Genomic DNA, 22881 nt, shown 5'->3' with positions numbered 1-22881 from the left:
GTGATATTTTACGAAGCTGCCTTGCCATTGCGGGTTAAACGGCAGAGCAGGCGAAGAGTTTACCAGCACGCCATCCTTTCTGCACCCCAGCGCAAGAAACGTTTAATTAAACACTTGAATACCCAGCGCGAGATGACCTGCTGCATAGCCATCGCTTACCATAGGGGTCAAGCGCGTAAAGCGCACGCTATACGCTTGGTCAACGATAGCGGCCAGCGGTCATTGACATCAGAGGAACAACACATGAGCCAAACGATTGCGGTTATTGAAGGCGATGGCATCGGTCCAGAAATTATGGACGCCACCTTAAAGGTATTGAATGCCCTTGAGTGTGGCTTGAACTATGAGTTTGTTGATGCAGGCTTGGTAGCGCTTGAAAAACATGGCACGCTCATTCCTCAAGCATCACTGGATGCCATTGAGAAACACGGCATTGCGCTTAAAGGCCCTCTTACGACCCCCATCGGCAAAGGCTTTTCTTCCATCAACGTTCAGCTTCGCCGCCACTTTGACCTTTACGCTAACGTGCGCCCGGCCATTAGCTTCCCAGGTACTAAATCGCGCTTTGAAGATATCGATATGATTACCGTGCGCGAAAATACCGAAGGCGCTTATCTGTCTGACGGGCAGGAGATGATCGACGAAGGCAACACCGGTATTTCCGTTATCAAGGTGACCCGTAAAGGGTCTGAGCGCATTGTACGTTATGCGTTTGAGCTGGCTAAAAACCAGGGGCGCAAAAAGGTCACCGCTGTTCATAAAGCCAATATCATTAAAACCAGTTCAGGCCTGTTTCTTGAAGTGGCGCGCGAAATCGCCAAAGAGTATCCCGAACTCGAGTTTCAGGAAATGATTGTTGATAATGCCTGTATGCAGCTGGTGATGAACCCGCATCAGTTTGATGTCGTGGTCACCACAAACCTGTTTGGCGATATTCTCTCAGACCTTTGTGCTGGGTTAGTGGGTGGTTTGGGCCTGGCTCCTGGAGCGAACATTGGCGAAAAAGCCGCGATTTTTGAAGCGGTGCACGGCTCAGCGCCGGATATTGCGGGTAAAAAGCTTGCCAACCCCTGCGCCCTGCTGCTGGCCGCCGCGCAGATGCTTGACCACCTGGGCATGAATGCTAAAGCGGAGGCAATTCGTCAAGGTATCCGTGAAGTACTTGAGACGCGCCGCGAGATGGTAACCCCCGACATGGGCGGTACAGGCACCACTGACTCGTTCGCCCAAGCGTTGGTTGAGTACGTCGAAGCATAGCGTTAGAGAATCCAGGCCCTTCTATACTCAGGGCCTGGAGCAGGTTCCTTGATCAACAAACGCTGGTTTCTCAGTCAGCCATGCTAAAAACGATAACGTAGCAGACGCATGGCATTTAGCGTTACCAAAACCGTTGCCCCTGTATCTGCCATTACGGCCACCCACATACCGGTTACGCCCAGCAACGTAGAGACCAGAAAAACCGCTTTGAAGCCCAACGCCAGCGCTACATTGGTTTTCACGTTAAAAAGCGTTGCCCGGGATAGTTTAATCAACTCCGCGACCCCGCTAACGCGATTTTTCAGCAGGGCCGCATCCGCCGTTTCCAAGGCTATATCGGTCCCATTGCCCATGGCGATGCCTATCTCTGCCGCGGCCAAAGCCGGGGCATCGTTAATCCCATCACCGACCTTACCCACCGGGCCTAATCCTTTTGCTTGCCATTCACGTACCCGCTGCGCCTTATCATCAGGCATCAATTCACCGTACGCTTGAAGCCCCAGCTTTTCTCCAATGGCTTGCGCCGTTTGGTTATTGTCGCCGCTGAGCATAATCACTTCCACACCCAGTTTTTTAAGTGCCTGTATGCCTTCGAGTGCGTCCTCACGCGGCTCATCACGTAAAGCAATTAGCCCGTACAGCACTTGATTTTCAATTAACAGGGCAACGCTTTCCCCCTGCCGCTCAAGCGTCTGGATACGCTCTGCCCATGAATCTAAAGGCAGTCCGATATGCGCCAGATAGCGGGGGCTAACGAGCATTACCTCACTGTCGTCTACGTGGCCTATCACCCCGCTCCCAGGCAGCGAGCGCACAGAGACCGCCTCGTTTAACGGGATAATGCCCTGCGCCTGCGCATGATTAGTAATAGCGGTTGCGATGGGATGATTAGCGCCCTGTTCAAGAGTCGCTGCCAGGCGCAGTAATCGGGTTTCAGCACCCGGCGTTGCAACCTCAATATCGGTTACTTGTGGAGCGCCCGCGGTTAATGTGCCCGTTTTATCAAGGGCCACCCGCTTAAGATGGCTTAGCTGTTCCAGCACAGCCCCGCCTTTAATCAGCAACCCATGCCGTGCTGCACTGGAGAGCCCAGCGGCAATAGCTGCAGGCGTTGAGATCACCAGAGCACAAGGGCAGGCAATCAATAACAGCGTGAGCGCTCGATAGGTGGACTCCGACCACGTCATATCAAATGCCAGCGGAAGCACCAACGCAACTAACAACGCGGCCACTACCACAGCAGGCATATATATCTGGGCAAAACGATCAATGAAACGTGCCACTGGTGCTTTATTGGCCTGCGCTTCTTCAACAAGCCTCACTATCCGCGCGATTGTGTTGTCTTCAGCGCGGCGAGTTACCTCTATTGTTATCAAGGCATCCAGGTTAATCGTACCAGCAAAGACGTCGTCATCGACCAAGCGAGCGCGAGGCACTGATTCTCCAGTGACCGGTGATTCATCAATTGATGATTCGCCTGAAAGGATATAGCCATCGCAAGGTACTCTGTCGCCGGGGCGCACCACAACATGCTGACCCGGCATTAAGGTTGATGCAGCGACTTCACGTGTTAAGCCGTCAACTAACAGCCGTGCCGTTGAGGGAGTTAAATTCGTGAGCGCCGAAATACGCCGCCGCGCCTGAGTCGCGGCAACGCCTTCAAGCAGCTCTCCTACCGCGAATAGAAATACCACTACGGCGGCCTCTGCCAAGGCCCCAATAGCAAGCGCCCCCACGGCGGCAATGCTCATCAGCATTTCAATGGTAAACGGATTGCGCATGCGTAAGGCACGCCATGCCGACTGTACGATGGGTATCAGCCCCACCAGCGTTGTCGCCAAAAATGGCCAGTGGCCAGCTGCTGGCCAAACCAGCGTGCAAAGCCATGCCAGCAAAAGCAAACTTCCGCTCAAAAGCACCAGCTTTCCTTTAGGTGTTTGCCACCAGGCGGGCGAGCTGGACTGGGATGAGTCGGCCGTTACGGGGATGTACCCCAAACGTATCAGCGCTTCTTCCACTGCTTGCCGGTTAGGGCGCGTTTTATCATCGCTGACAATATTTACCGTACCGCTGATACTGCTGGCAGCGACGTGATGAATGTTGTCCAAGCGACTCAATGCTGCTTCAACTTTTCGCTCACACCCGCCGCAATCCATGCCTTGCACATGGAGCGTTAAGATATCCGACCTGCTGTGTTGACTAGTAGACATGGCACTCGCTTCCTTAATCTCCTATCGTAATGACAGCGTAATACCTGTAGCGACTAGAGGTTCAAGCCATGAAAGAGCAAATATCACAACAATCTATTTCTGAGCAGCAAGTAGGCATTGGTGAATTGGCACGTCTGTCCGGCTGTAAGCCTGAAACGGTGCGCTATTACGAGCGCATAGGGTTATTGCCTTCAGCACCACGTAATCAAGGTAATCAGCGGCGTTATACCCCTGCCGCTATCCGCCGTCTGACGTTTATACGTCATGCACGAGATTTCGGTTTTTCTGTGGATGCGATACGTGAGCTTTTGGTAATGGTTGATCACCCCTCCATGCCCTGCCAACAGGTAGATGCACTGGCAAGGCATCACTTGGCGGAGGTGGAGTCGCGTATCGCTCGCCTTACCGCACTACGTGATGAGTTAACCCAGACCATTGACCAATGCGCGGGGGGCAGTGTTAAGCAATGCCACATTATTGAAGTACTGAGCGAACCCCTCCATTAAATAGCATCAATTAGCGGTAACTAAATATTACGATTTTATTCAACTGTCACTAAACGAAAAAAACTGTATTTTTAGTGTAAGCTCATACTAATCTTTTAGAAAAATTATACCAACCCTATACGATGAGCACACGACTAATGCTACCTTTACGATCCAGCTCACATTTACGCACCGCTGTCCAACAGCACACCGCGTTCATTACCTTTACACCGACTGGCGATATCAAAACCGCAAGCCCGCTGTTTTTAGAGGTCATGGGCTATACCCTTAACGATCTGCGCGACCAGCACCACCGCATGTTCTGCAGTCAGGCTGAAGCCCAGACGCCGGAATATCAGGCGTTTTGGCAAGCGTTAGCGGCCGGTGAAAGCCGTCGAGGTACGTTCCGGCGTTTTAACGCCCAAGGCAACGAAGTATGGCTGGAAGCTACTTACCTTCCGATTTGTGACCGGCGGGGCCGCGTCCGTGAAGTGGTTAAGTTAGCCAACGATATCACCGATGCTCACCTCCAGGCTGAGCGTAAAAATGCCGTTCTTCAGGCGCTAAACGGTTCCATGGCGGTAATTGAATTTACCCCTGAAGGCAACGTACTCAATGCCAACGAGAATTTTGAACGCACAATGGGTTACCGCAATGAACAAATTATTGGGGTACATCATCAGCTGTTTTGCTCTGAGGACTTTTATAAAACGCATCCACATTTCTGGCAGTCTTTATCCCAGGGCGAGCTGATGCAGGGTAAATTTGAGCGCATTAATGCACAAGGCAAAAGCGTTTGGCTAGAAGCCACCTATAACCCTATTTTTGATTCCAACGGCAAGGTATTTAAAGTGGTCAAGTTTGCCACCGATATCACTCGTGCCGTTGAAGAAGCGGAAGCGACTAAGCAAGCGGTTTCTTCGGCACAAAGTACGTCAACGCAGACAGAACAAATAGCTCAAAACGGCCTAAACCATCTGCAGCGAGTCATGCGTGATACCGACCAGGCCGCCCAGACCATAGCGGAAGCTCAGCGGCTGATCGAAGCGCTGAACGAACAGGCCAAGAGCATCAATAGCATCACAGCCTCCATTGCCCGCATTGCCAACCAAACCAATTTGCTATCGCTGAACGCTGCTGTAGAAGCTGCCCGGGCGGGTGAACAGGGACGCGGTTTTGCCGTGGTTGCTAACGAAGTTCGGCAGCTAGCGACAGGCTCAAGTAATGCGGTAACTGAAATTACTCAGTTGCTGAAAGAGAATACGGCGCTAGTAATGAAAACCACCGAGGCCATGCAGCTGGTCGTTGAACAGGGTAAATCAAGCCAGGCAAGCGTTGGTGAAATTGAAAACATTGTTAATGAAATCTTATTGGGCGCGCGTAACGTATCGAACACGGTTGAACAACTTGCCTTAGAAGCTTCGCAAGCTTGATCAAATCCCACTAAAAAAGCCCCGAGGTTTTAGAACCTCAGGGCTTTACTATACGCAGTACTTAGCGCTTACTTAAGTGACGTTTTACGTAAGTAAGGCAGCACGGCTTCAAACTCACCAAATTTCTGCTTGGCGTCAGCATCTGAGACGCTGGGCGGAATAATCACATCCTGGCCAACGGTCCAATCAGCAGGCGTCGCAACACCGTGTTTAACGGTTGCCTGGAGGGCGTCGAGGGCGCGCAGGATTTCTGCAAAATTACGCCCTACCGTCATGGGATAGGTCATGGAAAGCTTGAGCTGCTTATCCGGCCCAATGATAAACACCGAGCGTACCGTGGCGCTATCGGCAGGCGTGCGGCCATCCGGCAGGTAAGCATCTTCAGGCAGCATATCAAAAAGCTTTGAAACCTTGAGGCCTTCGTCAGCAATGATCGGAAAGTCAACATCGCTGCCGCTGTACTGGGTAATATCGCCCGCCCAGCGCTTGTGATCTTCAACACCATCTACCGACACGCCAATCACTTTAGTGCTGCGTTTTTTCCACTCGGCACTTAGTGTGGCTACCGCACCAAACTCAGTGGTACAGACCGGCGTAAAATCTTTGGGGTGTGAAAACAAAATAGCCCAGCTGTCGCCGATCCACTCATGAAATTGAATAGGCCCCTGGCTAGTTTGGGCTTCAAAATCGGGAACGACCGCATTGATACGTAATGACATAGTGCCTCCTTCGCGGGTGATTAATGTTTTTTTAATACCTTAAACCACCTATAGATAATTCACCATAGAACATTTAGTGCTAAGACTACGAATGTTATCCCAACGTTCATGTGTTTTTCTTTTCAGGACCATGCGCCTGAATCTTATGAGCCAACCAGACGCCCTGCTATCTAAATAGTGGAACTGGAATCTTTATGCTTTATACGGGTCAGCCAGCGCTGCTTGGCGTGATGCCTTAAATTGGCCACGCTATCGGTTTCATCAATAATGTCCTGGCCCAGGATAGTTTCAATAATATCTTCAAGCGTAATAAGGCCCACAAAGGTGCCATGCTCGTCATATACAACGCGCATGTGCAGATGATCCTTGAGCATTGAAGCAAACACATGCTCTACATTGTGCGCGATATCGACACTCGCAATGGGATGCATAAGCTCACGCATGGTTTTAGCATCATCGGCATGATACATATCGGCTTTATGCACATAGCCAAAGGCCATTTCACCGTTATCCATCACTGGAAAACGCGTAAACGGCGTCTTACTGTACTGCTGATCAAATGTCTTGACGTCCATGTTCGGTGGCACTGTCACGCACACCGTTCTTGGCGTCATGGCTTGGCTTACAGCAATTTCATGCAGGTTAAGCATATTGATGATGGTGCGCGACTCATCAGCATCCAGCACCTTCTCCTCAAGCCCAACACGTGCCAACACCTTGATTTCGTCGCGTAGATCAACGTCGTGCTCTGACGTGCCCAGCCGACGCGTAATCTGCTCCGACATCCAGATAAAGGGCAGTAACCCCACTATCATCGGCTTTAATAAACGCGGCAAAAGCGGTGCCAGACCGCGCCAGTAGGTGGCGCCAATCGTCTTGGGAATAATTTCAGAAAGTATCAGAATCAGCATCGTCATGACGGCAGATACAATGGCAATTGAGGCTTCTCCGAATACCACTGCCGCTTGTGCCCCCACCGCTGTTGCACCAACGGTATGCGCAATTGTATTAAGCGTCAGTATCGCCGCCAGTGGCCGGTCAATGCTGGTTTTAAGCTGGCTAAGCGAGGCATGCAGCTTGGGTTTGTCTTCTTTCAGCCTGGCGATATAGCTTGGCGTAAGGGAGAGCAAGGCCGCTTCAAGGATGGAACATAAGAAAGACAGTGCGATAGAAAGCGTGGCAATCGTGATGAGCAGGAACATGAGCGCCTGAGGTGAGGGGTTATAGCGTGTTTATAGGAGCAACTATGGACGCCTGTCAATAGACCTCTGCAGGCCTTTTCTGACATGGGCAATGGTGGCCGCCCGCAGAATGTCTAAGCGCTTGGATGGAAAGGTATTAAGCGATAACGGCATGCCGAAAAATAATGTTAGGTTACCTCAAACTGCATTTAATGTTATAACATATCAATTATGATTTTGATAACTAACTACGTTCTTCTTTGACGAGGTTAACTTATGACCGCCACCGCCTCCTCGACCACACTGTCTCCCATTCATGCCGCGATGGGTAAAGATATCAGCGTGCTGCCGCGTATATTTGAAGATTCCATTAATATTGCCGTGATGCAACGCCGCTTACCTGCCGACGTTGCATTAAGTGCTACGGCGCAATGCCAAACAGAGCGCCCCTGGCAGTTTTCATGGTTAGGTACCCCCGATGACAACCTCATAGAAGAACTTAGGCGCCGCGCGCCGCAGCCGGAGGCGGCAAATGCTCTGATTGACGATATTGTGTCCCTTGCCCAGGCGGTTGCTTATCTGTTTGAGTCACAGACCGTAGGTATACGGCTTAGAATATTGACCGAGGCGATGTGCCCGCGTTTTCATTGCGACAATCTTCCTGTGCGCTTAGTGACAACCTACCTAGGCCCCGGCAGTGAATGGCTGCCCGAAGAAGCCGTTAACCGCGATGGCTTGGGAGCCCCGACTCCTGACAGGCCTGAAATAGTACTTAAACCTGATGCCGTCCAAACGCTCAAAGCAGGCGATATCGCGCTTATTAAAGGCAGTGGTTGGGAAGGATGCGAGCATAGCGCGCTAGTGCACCGCAGCCCCTCACTTAATGAAGGGCAAAAGCGACTGCTACTTACAATTGATCCTGCCTGACATGTTGAAACTGTCATTAATGCGTCATCCCTATCTGATAAGTTTTTGTAAACGTTTTTGTAAAATCTAATCAGGTGTGGGGATTGTTATGCGTAACAAAATATTGCTTGCGAGTTTGATGTACGCCTCAATGCTAACGACTACCGTTCATGCGGAGCCGCTGGGTGGCTTAGCATTTTCTGAGACGACGCCTCACAGCTCAAGCATGACCATGAAGGATGATTTCACCCTTGTTGGTGATCAAGATTTAATGGCGATGGATGCTATAAATTCCAATGGCGTTGTCAGCGCCATTATTGAAATCCCGACAGGCACATCAGCTAAATGGGAAGTTAGTAAAGAAGATACGAAAGCGGTTTACTGGGAATATAAAAATGATGCGCCCCGCGTTGTAAATTATCTGGGTTACCCTGGAAATTACGGTGCGATTCCTGGCACAGACCTACCTAAAGAAATGGGCGGTGATGGCGACCCGCTCGACGTGATTGTGCTGGGTCAGGCAATTCCACGCGGCGAAATCGTTGATGTCCGCGTTATTGGGGTTCTGAAAATGCTGGATGTCGGTGAGCAAGACGACAAACTCATAGCGGTGCTGACTCAAGGTTCACCATTTGCCCATGTTGAAAGCATGACGCAGCTCGATAGTGAATTCCCTGGTGTTAGCCAAATCATCGATATTTGGTTTGCAAACTACAAAGGGCCCGATGGCGGTATGGAAGGGCTTGGGTTTGAAGATGCCGAATCCGCTTTAGCTGTATTAGAAGCGGCCGCTGAGAATTTTTCAACGCCATAAATAAGCTGTGTTATATAGCAAAACAAATGCAAAAATAACCAAGCTTATCAGCAGAACGCCTCTATACAGAGGCGTTTTAGGTTTACTAAATCACTACGTAATCAAGCAAATACTTCCGTCCACTCACCGCGTTTGGCGAGCAGGTTACGAGCGAGTTCCTGAGCACCTTCCAGGCTGTGGCTGGCGGCCCAGCCACACTGCATTTCGTTGCAGGCAGGTACTTCGGTGGCGATTAGTACATCGTTCAGCGTTTGCTCGATGATGGTTAGCACGTCGTCGTAGTTATCGTGGTTAATCATCGCGATATAGAAGCCGGTTTGGCAGCCCATGGGGCTGATATCGACGACTTTATCGGTATGATTGCGCGATAGCTCGGCCATTAAGTGCTCAAGAGAATGCAGCGCAGGCATCTCCATGTGTTCTTTATTGGGCTGGCAGATACGCAGATCGTATTTATGGATCTGGTCGCCGTTCTGGCCTTGCTTGATATCCGCCAGACGCACATAAGGCGCTTTTACCTTGGTATGGTCCAGGTTAAAGCTTTCAACGTTCATTTTCTTGTCGGTCATGTTTGCTCCGTGTTTATCGGTGTCGTGAGCCCATTCTACACGCGGGGTTTATACCTTGGGGGCGTCAAAGTTCCACGGTTCATCGGTATACACGCACACATTGGCGTCTTCGATATCGCCATCGGGTGATTCAACATGCTCAGCGAAGAAGTCCTGAATCTCTTTACGCTGGCAATGCGCTTCAAACTCTTCACGACTGGCCCAGATTTCATGGAATACGATCGGGTAACCGGTGCCCTGAGCGAAGGGATTATCGATCTGGCGCGTCACCGTGTAGTGAATGCAGGCGTCTTCCCGGTGAGTATTTGGTTCAAGCGACTGAAGCGCCTTGAACACCGCCTCTTCTTTGCCCGGTTTGGGTTTAAAGCTGGCAACACAGTAAATTTTCTCTGACATGATCGCGTCCTAAGTCGTTACGTGTAGCCTATTATGCGGCTTCAGGGACGGGATACCAACCTAACCGATCAGTCGCCCCGCCAGCGTTTCCAAATCAGGCACCGTCATATCCGGCTCGATCCCCCACGGATCAAATGGCGCATCGGAATGCCGCCGCACCCAGGCACTGCGTAGCCCTGCATGGGTTGCACCAATCACGTCAAAGGGATTGCTGGAAATTAACCAGGTATGCTCAGGGCGCGTCTCCAGCTGCGCGCGAAGATACGCATAGACTGCCGGGTCTGGTTTAAAGCGCTTGATATCATCCACGCTCACCACCGCGTCCATATGGCTTTCTACCCCCGCACGTGCCAGCAACTGTGTAACCGCTTCAGCCGTGCCGTTGGAAAACGCCACGCAACGGATACCCGCGTCACGTAGCTGATCAAGAGCAGGCACCACGTCAGGGAAGGCAGGAAGCTCTGCATATATAGCCATCAGGTGATCGTGGTCGTTATCCGAAAGGCCCGCCTGTAGCGCACGGTTGGTGAACACCAGGGCTTCTCGTGTGCATTCTGAAAAAGGCACGTAAGCCCCCATCAATGCGTGCCGAAAGCTGTACTCCAGCTGCTTCTCCCGCCATCGCTTGGCAAACTCACCCGCCTTGGAGGCATCCGTCAGGCGCCGTTCAAGCTCGGTGGTAACCCCTTGTGTATCAATCAGCGTGCCGTAAACATCAAAAGCCAATACCGGTTGCATAGTCACTCCTGCCTCTCAGTCGATCATGCACTCTGTTCAGCATAGCCGCCTTGTTCAAAAACAAAAACGCCGCTGCATAAGCAGCGGCGTTTATAAGGTCAGCGCCTATCCATTAAACCGTAAAGGCAGCTTCCTGATGGCCTTTTTTCAGATCGCCTGAGCGCGTAAGCTCATCCGCTACACGGTCGATAGCGCGTTTGGCGCGACCAATCATGTCATCAACTTCTGAGCGATTGATAGTAAGCGGAGGCGCAAAGCCCAGGATATCCCCTTGGGGCATGGCGCGAGCAATCAAGTTCTCTTCCATTGCCGCTGCCGCCACGCGTGGGCCAACTTTTAATGCCGGGTCAAAGTGCAGGCGCTGTTTCGCCTCGGGCGAAAACTCAAGCGCGGCCATCAGGCCAACGCCGCGCACATCTCCTAACAGCGGATGGCCTTCAAAGGTAGCCTTAAGCTGCGCCTGGAAGTAGGCACCCGTTTCCGCGGCGTTACCCACCAGGTTTTCACGCTCAATGATATCCAGGTTGGCAATGCCCGCCGCACAGCCCAGCGCATGACCAGAGTAGGTCCAACCGTGACCGATGGGACCAAACTCGCCGGTGCCCTGCTCAAGCACTTGCCATACTTTTTCACCCACAATCACGCCGGAAAGCGGCTGGTAAGCACTGGTCAGGCCTTTAGCAATCGTGACCAGATCAGGCTTCATGTTGTAGTGGTGGCTACCGAAGTCAGAGCCGGTACGCCCGAAGCCACACACCACTTCATCAGCGATCAGCAGCACATCGTACTTGGCAAGCACGGCTTGAATCGCATCCCAGTAGCCTTCCGGCGGCGGTACGATACCGCCCGTACCCAATACCGGCTCGCCGATAAACGCCGCCACGGTATCTGGGCCTTCTTCAAGAATCATCTCTTCCAGCTTGTCGGCGCAGTAAGACGAGAACTCGAGCTCAGTCATGCCGTGCTGTTCGGCTGCGCGCAGGTAGTAGTGCGGCGCTTCGGTATGGCGGATGGTATCGATAGGCAGATCGAAATGGTCATGGAACGCCTTGAGGCCGGTCAGTGAGCCGGAAGCAATGCCCGAGCCGTGGTAGCCGCGCATCCGCGAGATGACCTTTTTCTTCTGCGGACGGCCCAGCACGTTGTTGTAATAACGCACGATTTTCAGCTGGGTTTCGTTAGCGTCTGAGCCTGACATGCCGTAGTAGACTTTGGACATATTCATGCCGGCGATTTTCAGAATACGCTCGGAAAGCGCAATCTGCGGCTCGTTCGAGTGGCCCACGTAAGTGTGGTAGTAGGAGATTTCCATTGCCTGCTTATAAATCGCCTCGGCAATTTCCGTGCGGCCATAGCCGATATTAACGCAGTAAAGCCCAGCAAAGCCGTCGATAAATTCGCGGCCGTCCTTATCCACGATATTGATACCCTTACCGCCGGTAATTACACGGCCCGGCGCATCGCCATGGGCAAAATCACGCAGGTGAGTAGAGGCGTGAAAAGTGACTTTGCGGTCGCGTTCGATCAGATCCTGATGCAAGCTCATAGCGTTCTCTCTGTACGATCAACCTTCCTACATTTAGGAAGGTTTTTAAAAATTAATAAGACTTAAATTTACATGCAATAAGCGAAGCTCTGCGAGCAGAGGTCTGGCTAGGCGAACCGTCGCCGAGAAAGCGGAGTGGACATTTGTCCATGAGCATTTCTCGGCGACGGTTCAACAACGCCAGGCCGAAGCGCAGCTAGCTCCCCGAGACCGAACCCAGCGCGCCCAGGCAGTAATACTTGGTTTCGAGATACTCGTCGATACCGGTGGCGCCACCCTCCCGGCCAAGGCCAGACTGTTTCACGCCGCCGAACGGCACCGGCGGGCCGGTCATCTTCACCGAATTGACGCTGACCATGCCGTACTCCAGCGCACGCATCAGTTTCCAGATCCGGCGGATATCATGGGTATAGACATAGGCCGCCAGGCCATACTCGGTATCATTGGCAAGCTCGATGACTTCTTCATCGCTCGAATAAGCAGTAATCCCGGCCACAGGGGCGAAGTTCTCTTCCCGCCAGACTTTCATTTGTGGCGTTACGTCCGTTAATAGCACCGGCATAAAGAAGTTTTCGCCCGGGGCTTGGCTCTGGTCACCCATTACTAGCGTTGCACCCTGGGAAATCGCATCGTCGACAATTGCAGCGGCCTTCTCTACGGCTTGGCGATGAATCAACGGGCCAAGGTCTACTTCACCCTGCAATCCGTTACCTACGGTTAACGCCTCCATGCGCTCGGTAAATTGCTTAACAAACTCATCGTGAATGGATTCGTGCACCAGAATACGATTGGCTGCCAGACAGTCCTGCCCGGCCGTTTGGAACTTGGCCGCAACCGCCGCATAGGCCGCTTCCTTAGGATCCATATCCGGCCCAACGATAAACGGCGCATTGCCACCCAATTCCAGGGAAAGACGTTTCACGGTACCGGCGCTTTGTTCCATTAACAGGCGGCCAACGCGGGTGGAGCCGGTAAATGACAGCGCTCGAATGCGCGGCTCGCCACATAGAATTTTTGAGACCTCGGCAGGCTCACCCAATACTACGTTAAAAATACCGTCTGGGATGCCTGCACGCTCGGCTAATTCCGCCAGCGCCAGCGCTGAAAAAGGCGTCTCATTGGCAGGTTTAACAATCACCGGACAGCCAGCAGCCAGCGCGGCCGCCGCTTTACGGGTAATCATTGCCAGTGGAAAATTCCACGGCGTAATCATCGCCGCGATGCCGACAGGCTCTTTAATAGTGCCCAGCGAGGCGTTGGGAATATGGCTGGGGATGGTTTCCCCGTAAGTGCGTTTACCCTCTTCGGCAAACCAGCGCACAAAACTTGCCCCGTACTCTACTTCACCACGCGCATCGGGCAGTGGTTTGCCCTGCTCCAGCGTCATGATGGTCGCCAGATCTTCACGATTGGCCTGAATCAAATCGTACCAGGCGAGCAGACGTTCGCAGCGCTCATCGGCACGCAGGGCACGCCAGCGGACAAAGGCGGCCTCTGCCGCATCAACAGCTGCGGTAATCTGTTTGGCTTCAAGCAGCGGGATATGACCTATAGCTTCGTTGGTTGCCGGATCATACACCGCTTCTTCACGGCCACCTTCCCCATGCGTCCATTTGCCATTCACATAGGCATACTGGCGGAACAGGCGTGGGTCTTCCAAGCGTTTAACCAGCGTGGTCGATAGTGTGGTCATGGAAACCTCCCCTGGTTGAAGCCATTGACAGGCGACAAACCGTTGCACGTTGACGATTGAAAAATTAGCTTTTGGCCTAGTTTTTCGATGTGCCTAGCGTAAGGGAGATAGCGCACGAAGTGTTTTTGAAAACTGCCACTTATTATGCGGCTTTTTTTGTCAACGGGCGTTTGGGAGTGGTTTTTTTTGGTTGGCGCAAGCGTATTGTTGCGCAGTATCAAACTAAAATTATAAAGAGTGTAAATAGCCGCGATACTTTAAATTTAAACGTTTTTTACCATAATACTCGGCTAAGATGACCCTAGTTCTTACGATTGTGAGCAAACCTGCTCCGCAAATATAGTCACGTTAAGGCTTAGCAAGCTGAGAGACCGTTACTGTGTACCGATTTTCTGTCTATTATCAGCAACTTTCACAGCGTCTCGGTAACGTGACGGTGCGTGATCTATATGATAGTGACCGGCATGACGAGCGTCTGCGCTCGCTCAAACGTATTACCGTCTGGCTGGCCACGTTCTATTTCTCTTATACGCTTGTCGATATCAATTTGCTGCCTGATATTACTTTACGCTCAGTGTTGCTGCGTGGATTAATCGTTGGGCCACCGACCATTATGCTATTTGCTTACTATCAGCGGTCGGTTTCTATTCGGCGTAAGGAGTTAGCCGGCGTTTGCCAAGCTTGTCTGGGTACCCTCGTATGGTGCGCCGTTCTTCTCGGCTCCAATGATCCAAACGTATTAAATTACTTTTACGCGGGGCTAGTCTTTTTTTTAGTGCTCACCATCGTTATCACCCCCCCGTTTGAGTACAGTCTTTATGGTTCTCTATTTGTATTTGCTTGCCTTTATACCACTATCTGGTTTTTGGAAGGCGCCAACGCCAGGTACGTTCTCCATCACTTATCTGTAGGGATGCCCGTACTGGTGCTTTCGTTAATGGCTAATTATCGTTTCTCAGCCGAATCTTTAAGGCTTTATCTGGAAAAAGTGAGCGTAGAGCAGCTACGCGAAGAGCTGGCTGCCCGTAACGCAGAGTTAGAGCGAATTTCTTGTATTGACCCTCTTACCGATCTTGCCAATCGCCGAGCTCTGGCTCTTCGCGCCAAAGCGCTTAAGCGAAACGTCAGCGCCTCCAGGCGAGTGGCCATCATCCTTATCGATGTGGATAATTTCAAAGCTTATAACGATTACTATGGTCATAACGAAGGTGATAGCTGTCTATGTGCAGTAGCAAACGCGCTACGCAGCGCCTGTGATACTAACGACGTTGTGTGCCGATATGGCGGGGAAGAATTTCTGGTGTTACATCCTAATGAGACATCATCATTTAAAAGCTCGCTTCTCTTAGCAGAGAGCATCCGCCAGTACGTTATTGATATTGCCATACCTCATCAGCCCACTAATGGAATAGTAAGCGTCAGTGTCGGTGTGTGTTGCGGCTCACTAGACGGCAGTACCAGCCTTCAAACCTTGATCAAATCGGCCGATGAAGCGCTTTATCAAGCGAAGCGCGAGGGCCGTAACCGGGTATGCCACAATATTCATAGCGCTACATGTCCCCCATTAGCACCTGGCGAGACCATGAACCCATTATAAGCCTGCTTGCGCTCATTTAAGCGTATCCCGCCCGTTAAACGCCCTTCCCTACATGATGTTTAAGCCCCCCGGTGATGTCTAAAACCCCCGGGGATATTTAAGATCATAGAAATGCATCAACATCGACAGGCAGCGGCTGACGCTTAACGGTTTTGGTCACGATATAGGTGAAATAACGCTCGATGCCCGCCTCGGATACCAGCCACTTGTCCATCAATCGCTGATAGCTATCAATCGTGCGCGCTTCAAACTTCACCAGGTAATCGACGCCACCACCTACAGCAACACATTCAGTAACATCCGGGGTTTCCATTACCAAGGCTTCAAAACGCGCAAAGCTTTCAGCGTTGTGGGCTTTAAGCTCAATCTGCACCCACACCGGATTACGCGGCACCAGTACGTCGGCATTGATACGCGCGGTGTAGCCCTCAATCACCCCGGCTTTTTCCAGGCGTTTGACCCGCTCCCAGCAGGGGCTGACCGAGAGGTTAATCGCCTCGGCCAGCTTGGACTTGGTGATTCGCCCATCGCGGGAAAGGATATCGAGAATTTTCAGATCATAACGGTCGAGTTTCATCATGCCTTGGGCTATGCCTCCAGGCGTTCGACAACATCGGCAATCACCGCAATGGTATCCCCCATATTGACCAGCGCCGGGGCGCGGCGCGCCATCAGAATACCATCGCGTTCAGCGCGGTAGGCAACCGGCTCGCTGCCGGTGCGGGTCATATCGTACACGTAGGCCAACACCTGCCCTTTCGTCACGGCATCGCCCAGCGCCACGCAAAGCTCAAGTACGCCGGTGTGCTGGCTCTGCACGTAGCAGCTGGCATCCGGCATATCCAGATAGACCTGCCCACCTTCCGGCATTTCCACCTCGCCCTCTACTAAGCCGTAATGGATCAGGAAGTTGCGTACGCCGCGCTCGGTAATCGCCATACTTTGCGGCGTCGAAGTCCCGCCGCCACCCAGTTCGGTGGCTACAAATACCTTGCCCTGTCGTTCACAGGCGGTGTCGAAGAGCTTTTCGGCGTCGAGTTCGAACATCACCATGGCGTAGGGCGCGCCGAAGGCCTTGGCACCCTCCAGAGCGGCCTGCTGCTGGGCCTTGTCATCCAGCACATGAGAAGCGCCGAACGGTAGAATATCCAGCGTGCGGCCACCGGAGTGCAGATCCAGCACCACGTCACTCATGGTCACCAGCACGCGGGTGAAGTAATCAGCTATCTGAAACGTCACGCTGCCGTTTGGGTCGCCCGGAAAGCTGCGGTTAAGGTTGCCTTTGTCCATGGGTGAGGTGCGCGCGCCTGCCATCACCGCCGGCGTATTCATGCACGGCACGATGATCACCCGCCCGCTGACGTCCTCTGCGGTAAGCGCATTGGCAAGCTTAAGCAGTGAAGTAATACCTTCATACTCATCCCCGTGGTTACCGCCGGTTAATAGCGCCGTCGGGCCTTCGCCATTCTTGACCACCGTGATCGGGATCATTACCGCCCCCCAGGCCGAAATATCGGTGGAGATAGGCAGCTTTAAAAAACCGTGCTGCACGCCGTCAGCATCAAAGTCGACAGTCGCGGAAATCGGGCTCGGTCGCAGGGTCATAACGAATCCTTAATCAGTTACTCAACGGCTTATCGTCATTTAACGACTTATCATCATTTAACGAATAGCTGCCGTGGAAAATTGGCCAGCGTTTCGCAGCCTGTTTCAGTAATCAAGATGCTTTCGGTAATTTCCAGCCCCCAGTCTTCCACCCATAATCCAGGCATGAAGTGAAAGGTCATGCCGGGCTTCAGGATGGACTCATCAGAGGGGCGCAAGCTCATGGTGCGCTCGCCCCAATCCGGTGGGTAGGAGATACCGATGGGATAGCCACAGCGCGCGCCACCCCGGTCAAAGCCGTATTTATCCATGGCAGCGCCCAAGGCCATCGCGATATCGGCGGTGCGATTGCCGGGCTTGGCAACCGCCAAGCCGTTTTCGATCCCTTCCAGCAGGGCCGATTCAGCGCGAATAAAGTCGGTCGGTGGCCGGCCCAGAAACACGGTACGCGACATGGGCGCATGATAGCGCTTGAACACCCCGGCAATTTCGAAGAACGTGCCCTCGCCTTCACGAAACGGCGTATCGTCCCAGGTCAAATGCGGTGCAGCGGCATCTTTACCCGTCGGCAGCATCGGTACAATCGCAGGGTAGTCACCGCCATACACTTTGCCGTTTTCGTCTACAAAGCCTTCAATGCCGACCCGATAGATTTCCGATACCAGCTTGCTCTTGGGCAGCCCCGGTTCGATCACTTCCAGAATGCGCGAGTGCATGCCTTCAACAATTTTGCCGGCAATGCGCATATACGCGATTTCCTGGGGCGACTTGATCGCCCGGCACCAGTTCACCAGCGCATTGGCATCAATAAAGCGCGCGTGGGGCAGCTCACGCAGCAGGCTCTGGTAGGCCTTGGCGGAGAAATAGTAATTATCCATCTCCATGCCCACCACGCCGGTGTGCCAACCGCGATCTGGCATGATCGACTGGGCCAGATAATCCATCGGGTGCATCTCCGGATTCTGAACATAGTAATCCGGGTAATAGGTAATATTGGCAGGGTCGATCCAGCAGGTTCGCAGCGCGCCGTTGGCATCCATACGCCGACCAAACCATACCGGCTCGCCCTCAAGGCTCACCAGTACGCACTGGTGCACATAAAACGACCAGCCGTCATAGCCGGTCAGCCATGCCATGTTAGATGGGTCACTGACGATCAATACATCAATACCGCGGCTGGCCATTTCAGCACGCACCTTCCATAGGCGCTGAGCATACTCTTCACGCGTAAAAGGCAGGGAAACCTGAGTCATCGGGCAACTCACCATCAAAGATCATCAAGAACCGGTGCGCGTTTGTTTCACGCCAAGCAACGGGCCAGAGGGTCGACCTGGCCCCGCCGCTCATGGGCTTGCCAATGTCGTCTTAGCCCGATACTAGCACCACCCCTTGGTTACGGGTCAAAGCCTTTATGCCCATCAACTTAATTGTTCCTTTAAACGGCTGCGTAAAAGCTCCAGTACAGCACGCTCATCCGGGCCAATGAGCCGCTCGTTTTCAAGTTCGTTCTTCACCAGCTGGCGAAAGTGCTCTAGAGTGCGGCCATCCAGGTAACTCTCGACCACTCGCGGGTCAATGTAGCTGGCTTTAGCGATACTTGGCGTATTGCCTAGCGATTGCGCCACATGCTCCACCGCCTGACGGACATTTTTCTGGCTGGCCTTATCATCTTCGCCAATACCCAGCTCCTCAAGCGCCAGCGCGGCAAGTGACGTACCCGCCCAGGTGCGGAAATCTTTTGCGCTGAAAGTTTCGCCCATCACTTCGTGGATATAGTCGTTCAGATCGGCACTATCAACGCGTACCTTGCTGCCATCTTCGTCAAAGTACTTAAAGATTTCGTAACCCGGAATATCGTCAAGCTCGGCGACCACCTGGGCGAGTTTCGCATCCTCGACGACCCGGTGCTGATGCTGGCCACTTTTACCCTGGTAATCAAAAATCAGCTCATCGCCCTCAATGGTGAGGTGCTTGGAGCGCATGGTGGTTAACCCGTAGGATTCGTTTTCCCGTCGATAGCGCTCACTGCCGGGCCGAAAGTAGGCGCTGTCGATCAAACGCACCATGCAGGCCAATACCTTTTCCCGGGGCAGGCCTTCAAGCGTTAAATGCTGCCCCGTTATACGTCGCATAGTGGTCAGCCGCTGGGCGAAGTCGACGATGCGATCAAACTTTTTTGCCTCGCGGGCTTCACGCCATTTGGGGTTATAGATGTACTGTTTGCGCCCAGCGTCATCACGCCCTACCGCATAAATATGGTGGCGGCGATTGAGAGTAATCTCGACGTTCTGCCAGGCGGGCGGGATCGCCAAGGAATCGATCCACTCGCGCCAGCGCGTATCGCGTAATGTTTTTCCTGTCGCTGTTCTATAGGTAAATCCTTTGCCACTGCGGTGGCGAGTCACCTTACGAAGCGAAGCCTCGGACATGGTAATTTCCCTTTACCGTGATGTTCGTTTAAGCGTAGGCCAAACGCACTGGTTTATCGTGGTGTTACGACTTGCAGCCTATAGTCGACCTCACCCATGATAGTTAACAGATAAACCCACCACGCCAGGAGGCAAGATGAAAATTGTTGTGCATACCGATGACGCCGAACAATGGCGCGCTGCCCTTTCTAAAGCGCTACCTAACGCAACGGTCGTCACCAGCGATGCGCCTGAAGAAGCACGACAAAATGCTGATTACCTCGCCGTGTGGAAGGCACCTGCGCATCTCTTGAAAGAGCAGACACAGCTTAAAGGCATCATCAACCTGGGCGCCGGGGTGGATTATTTGCTCAGCACACCAGGGCTGCCCGTCGATGTTCCCATCGTAAAACTGCGCGATGCGGGTATGGGCGAGCTTATGGCCGACTATGTCCTCTACGGCGTTTTGCACTTTTACCGCAGCATGGACTGCTACGCCGATCAGCAAACCAGCGCCGAATGGCAGCCACAACGCGTGGTAGATAAAGCCGATTGGCCGGTGGGTGTACTCGGTCTAGGTGCTATCGGCGCGTATGTGGCAAGCGCCCTGCAGCAGGCAGGCTTTCCGGTGCTGGGCTGGAGCCGCTCGCCCAAGACAATTAAAGGCGTACAGTGTTTGCATGGCGATGAAGGGCTGGATGAGCTGCTTAGCCAGGTGCAGAGCGTAGTCGCTATTTTGCCTGATACCCCCGCAACCCAAGGCATTCTTAACGCTGAACGGCTGGCCAAACTGCCCCAGGGCGCCAGCGTGATAAACCCCGGGCGGGGTAGCCTGATTGATGAACAGGCGCTTCTTGAGGCGCTGGGCGATAACGATCAACCCGGCCACCTGCGCGGCGCATTGTTAGATGTGTTTTGCGAAGAGCCGCTGCCTGCTGGAAATCCTCTTTGGCAGCATCCACGGGTGATAGTTACACCTCATATGGCGGCCCCAACCCCTCTGAATGACGCCATTGACCAGGTTATTTCCTATCTGCACGCCTTTGAGGCAGGTGAAACGCTGACGATCGTTAACTCCAGCCAAGGCTACTAAAACGCTTAAAACCTTGGGTAGCGAACGCGTCTGGTGAGGGCGCACGGCGTTTTCTTAGGCAGATAATAGGCTGTCGCCAGGAATCAGTACGTAACCGATGTTAAGATAGACGCGTATAGCGTTCGGATATGGTTATGTCAGGCTATGGAAAAGCGAGACAGACGTATTTGCCAACATATTGAGACATGGAAAAAGAGCAAAGCGACTAAGCGCTGGCGCTGAACCTGCCGCTTGGTCATTGATTAAATACTCTTTCGCACCACCCTACTGCCCGGTTTATTGGGCAATCGCTTGCTAACAAGGAGAGTCACTATGCGACCAGCCCGTTCAAAGCACTTTTTGGGCTCAATGGTTCCTTTATCGGCCAGTACGCTGTTAGGCACCGCCTGCCTGTCGCTATTTTCGCTGCAGGTAAACGCGGGCGAAGAAGCAACCGATGAGTTGACTGAACTCATGCCTTTCGAAGCCCAATACCGGCTGGAAACGCGTGGCTGGCCGGGAGCCACCATTAACCATAAACTAAGCCAGGAAGGCCTGCATTGGTTAAGCGACATGAGCTTTTCGGTGACTATTGCGCGCGGACAGGAGTACAGCCGCTTTTCGGAAAGTAATGACTCAATACGCTCGCTGCTGTACAGCAGCAGTTATTCACTACTAGGCGTCGGCGATAGCTATCAATTGAATGAAGGGGATATTCTCTCCATAGACCGTCAAGCCGCGCTGGTAGATCTATCGCGTCGCGCCGGCCATGAGAATTGCACGCAAAGCGCGCCTTGCGATCTCGACTTTGTGGACCACCGTGGCCGTGATGAGAATTTTCAGTACTATGCCGCCCCCCAAACCCACACGTTAAGCGTACCGGCTGGTGAATTCGATGCCCAGCAGGTGGTTTTAATAGATAAAGAGGAGCCTGATCGCCACTTGGAGATTAACTTTCACCCAGACTGGCCTGGTTTGATTCTCTCCGCGGAGTATCAAAAAGAAGGACGTCGCCAAACTCGTATTAGGCTTACCCGCTTTACTCCCGAAGGGGGCACCACACCCTAGATGCTGTCCGGATTACTGATTGTTCTGCTCCCCCTCGTAGTGGGTTATTTAATACGCGTTCGCTCTCACCATTTGCAGCAACTTATCAACCGGGCCGTTAGCGGCTCGGTTTATCTCATTTTGCTCTTTATGGGGATTAGCCTGGCCGGGCTTGAGAATCTGGCAAGCCAGCTTTCACGCTTAGGAGGCAATGCATTACTGCTGTTTAGCATTACTACGGTGTTTAACCTGGGAGCTCTGTGGTGGCTGTCTCGTCGGGTCGCATTAAAAGCGGGCAATTCACCGGTGGTTAAAAATGCTCCAACTAGCAAGCTTGCCGCCATGCAGGGTTCGCTACTTTTGCTAGCCGTAGTAGCGGGCGGCGTTATAACAGGCCTTCTGCTGGGCCCCTTTCTAGGTGAAGCGCTGTTTACCACCGCTGACCTTATGGCCGAGTGGGTGTTGTATGCGTTATTGGTGCTAATTGGCTGTCAGCTACGTAATTCCGGCATGCCGCTGAAGCAAATTCTGCTCAATCGGCTAGGGCTTGCTATCGCGGTCACACTGGCCGTTAGCTCTCTTTTGGCGGGGTTGGCTGCAGCGCCTTTGCTCTCGCTTAGCTGGAACGAAGGACTCGCCATGGCCTCGGGCTTTGGCTGGTATTCGCTGTCGGCCATTTTAATTGGTGACCAGCTAGGGCCGCTAATGGGCGGCGTGGCGTTTTTTAACGACCTTACTCGTGAGCTCTTGGCGTTTATTTTGATTCCGCTGGTGATTCATCGACACACCGCCCTTGCCATCGGCTATGGCGGCGCGACGTCAATGGACTTTACGCTGCCTGTGATTCAACAGCACGGCGGCGTCGCCTGCGTGCCCATTGCGGTAGTTAGCGGGTTTATTCTTTCGCTGCTCTCGCCTCCACTGATTCTGTTCTTTCTCTCCCTGTCGGCATAAGGCCACAGGCTCCATTGGCCAAAATGAAAGACTGCGCTCAACGCCTAACAAAAGACGGTGATGCAAGCTCTCTCTCTGGTTTGTTAATCCCTCAGAGCGGGTTGTTCTTCTTTCGGTTTTTAACGATATAACGCTTTATCGATCAAACTTAACAATTAACAAACTTTTTAAGATAAATTAAAAACAAAGCCCTAAAACTCCTTAACAAATATAGAAATAGATAACCCAGACTCCGATCAAAAATTTTAACT

Annotated in this window: 21 protein-coding genes; 9 read left to right on the top strand and 12 right to left on the bottom strand. The window is 52.6% G+C overall.

The genetic code is table 11. The features are described from left to right. Positions 1-243: 243 nt before the first annotated feature. Positions 244-1257: an isocitrate dehydrogenase gene (locus tag ACT3XD_RS01740; RefSeq protein WP_192536949.1), complete on the top strand. Its 1014-nt coding sequence runs from the start codon at positions 244-246 to the stop codon at positions 1255-1257. 83 nt (positions 1258-1340) lie between these two features. On the opposite strand, the gene ACT3XD_RS01735 is transcribed toward ACT3XD_RS01740, so the two are convergent. Continuing rightward, positions 1341-3467, bottom strand: coding sequence for a heavy metal translocating P-type ATPase (locus ACT3XD_RS01735; protein WP_192536948.1), 2127 nt, complete (start codon positions 3465-3467; stop codon positions 1341-1343). Positions 3468-3535: 68 nt separating this feature from the next. On the opposite strand from ACT3XD_RS01735, the gene ACT3XD_RS01730 reads away from it, so the two are divergent. Continuing rightward, positions 3536-3973 (top strand): MerR family transcriptional regulator, encoded by a 438-nt coding sequence (locus ACT3XD_RS01730; protein WP_192536947.1) that lies wholly within the window; start codon positions 3536-3538, stop codon positions 3971-3973. Positions 3974-4110: 137 nt separating this feature from the next. Next, a complete protein-coding gene (locus tag ACT3XD_RS01725; protein WP_192536946.1) occupies positions 4111-5385 on the top strand; it encodes a methyl-accepting chemotaxis protein in 1275 nt (424 codons plus the stop codon). Between the two features lie 68 nt (positions 5386-5453). Here the strand turns inward: ACT3XD_RS01725 and ACT3XD_RS01720 are convergent, their stop codons facing one another. Both ACT3XD_RS01720 and ACT3XD_RS01715 read right to left on the bottom strand, forming a co-directional pair. Continuing rightward, complete coding sequence (locus ACT3XD_RS01720; RefSeq protein ID WP_192536945.1) at positions 5454-6104, bottom strand: peroxiredoxin; 651 nt, start codon at positions 6102-6104, stop codon at positions 5454-5456. 170 nt (positions 6105-6274) lie between these two features. Next, entirely contained in the window at positions 6275-7306 is a 1032-nt protein-coding gene (locus tag ACT3XD_RS01715; RefSeq protein WP_192536944.1) for a CNNM domain-containing protein, read from the bottom strand. Positions 7307-7561: 255 nt separating this feature from the next. Between ACT3XD_RS01715 and ACT3XD_RS01710 the strand changes: the two genes are divergently transcribed. Then, positions 7562-8212, top strand: a complete 651-nt coding sequence (locus ACT3XD_RS01710; RefSeq protein ID WP_192536943.1) for a DUF1826 domain-containing protein — start codon at positions 7562-7564, stop codon at positions 8210-8212. A gap of 88 nt (positions 8213-8300) precedes the next feature. After that, entirely contained in the window at positions 8301-9005 is a 705-nt protein-coding gene (locus ACT3XD_RS01705; RefSeq protein WP_192536942.1) for an inorganic diphosphatase, read from the top strand. A gap of 101 nt (positions 9006-9106) precedes the next feature. On the opposite strand, the gene ACT3XD_RS01700 is transcribed toward ACT3XD_RS01705, so the two are convergent. From ACT3XD_RS01700 to ACT3XD_RS01680, 5 genes are all read right to left on the bottom strand, one after another. Continuing rightward, positions 9107-9574, bottom strand: coding sequence for an S-ribosylhomocysteine lyase (locus ACT3XD_RS01700; protein WP_192536941.1), 468 nt, complete (start codon positions 9572-9574; stop codon positions 9107-9109). Between the two features lie 48 nt (positions 9575-9622). Beyond that, positions 9623-9970, bottom strand: coding sequence for a putative quinol monooxygenase (locus ACT3XD_RS01695; protein ID WP_192536940.1), 348 nt, complete (start codon positions 9968-9970; stop codon positions 9623-9625). A gap of 60 nt (positions 9971-10030) precedes the next feature. Then, positions 10031-10708, bottom strand: coding sequence for a haloacid dehalogenase type II (locus ACT3XD_RS01690; RefSeq protein ID WP_192536939.1), 678 nt, complete (start codon positions 10706-10708; stop codon positions 10031-10033). Positions 10709-10820: 112 nt separating this feature from the next. Continuing rightward, complete coding sequence (locus tag ACT3XD_RS01685; RefSeq protein ID WP_192536938.1) at positions 10821-12254, bottom strand: aminotransferase; 1434 nt, start codon at positions 12252-12254, stop codon at positions 10821-10823. Between the two features lie 196 nt (positions 12255-12450). Next, positions 12451-13947, bottom strand: a complete 1497-nt coding sequence (locus ACT3XD_RS01680; protein WP_192536937.1) for an NAD-dependent succinate-semialdehyde dehydrogenase — start codon at positions 13945-13947, stop codon at positions 12451-12453. A gap of 379 nt (positions 13948-14326) precedes the next feature. On the opposite strand from ACT3XD_RS01680, the gene ACT3XD_RS01675 reads away from it, so the two are divergent. Beyond that, a complete protein-coding gene (locus tag ACT3XD_RS01675; RefSeq protein WP_192536936.1) occupies positions 14327-15544 on the top strand; it encodes a GGDEF domain-containing protein in 1218 nt (405 codons plus the stop codon). 103 nt (positions 15545-15647) lie between these two features. On the opposite strand, the gene ACT3XD_RS01670 is transcribed toward ACT3XD_RS01675, so the two are convergent. The 4 genes from ACT3XD_RS01670 to ACT3XD_RS01655 form a co-directional block, all read right to left on the bottom strand. Beyond that, positions 15648-16124: an Lrp/AsnC family transcriptional regulator gene (locus tag ACT3XD_RS01670; protein WP_192536935.1), complete on the bottom strand. Its 477-nt coding sequence runs from the start codon at positions 16122-16124 to the stop codon at positions 15648-15650. 8 nt (positions 16125-16132) lie between these two features. Beyond that, positions 16133-17149: a N(2)-acetyl-L-2,4-diaminobutanoate deacetylase DoeB gene (gene doeB, locus ACT3XD_RS01665; protein WP_192536934.1), complete on the bottom strand. Its 1017-nt coding sequence runs from the start codon at positions 17147-17149 to the stop codon at positions 16133-16135. Positions 17150-17202: 53 nt separating this feature from the next. Next, positions 17203-18402: an ectoine hydrolase DoeA gene (gene doeA / locus ACT3XD_RS01660; protein ID WP_192536933.1), complete on the bottom strand. Its 1200-nt coding sequence runs from the start codon at positions 18400-18402 to the stop codon at positions 17203-17205. A gap of 165 nt (positions 18403-18567) precedes the next feature. Beyond that, positions 18568-19578 (bottom strand): DNA topoisomerase IB, encoded by a 1011-nt coding sequence (locus ACT3XD_RS01655; RefSeq protein ID WP_192536932.1) that lies wholly within the window; start codon positions 19576-19578, stop codon positions 18568-18570. Between the two features lie 136 nt (positions 19579-19714). Between ACT3XD_RS01655 and ACT3XD_RS01650 the strand changes: the two genes are divergently transcribed. From ACT3XD_RS01650 to ACT3XD_RS01640, 3 genes are all read left to right on the top strand, one after another. Then, entirely contained in the window at positions 19715-20650 is a 936-nt protein-coding gene (locus ACT3XD_RS01650) for a 2-hydroxyacid dehydrogenase (protein WP_192536931.1), read from the top strand. 312 nt (positions 20651-20962) lie between these two features. After that, positions 20963-21697 (top strand): hypothetical protein, encoded by a 735-nt coding sequence (locus tag ACT3XD_RS01645; protein WP_192536930.1) that lies wholly within the window; start codon positions 20963-20965, stop codon positions 21695-21697. Beyond that, the gene (locus tag ACT3XD_RS01640; RefSeq protein WP_192536929.1) at positions 21698-22630 is read left to right on the top strand and encodes a lysine exporter LysO family protein; all 933 of its coding nucleotides are present in this window, start codon (positions 21698-21700) and stop codon (positions 22628-22630) included. It abuts the gene before it with no gap. The last annotated feature ends 251 nt before the right edge of the window (positions 22631-22881 follow it).

Origin of the sequence: Halomonas sp. AOP7-B1-5, from assembly GCF_052353045.1 — a bacterium.
In the GTDB taxonomy this organism is placed as follows: domain Bacteria; phylum Pseudomonadota; class Gammaproteobacteria; order Pseudomonadales; family Halomonadaceae; genus Vreelandella; species Vreelandella colorata.
The sequence above is the reverse complement of the archived record's forward strand: the minus strand, read 5'-3'. Positions and strand labels throughout refer to the sequence as shown.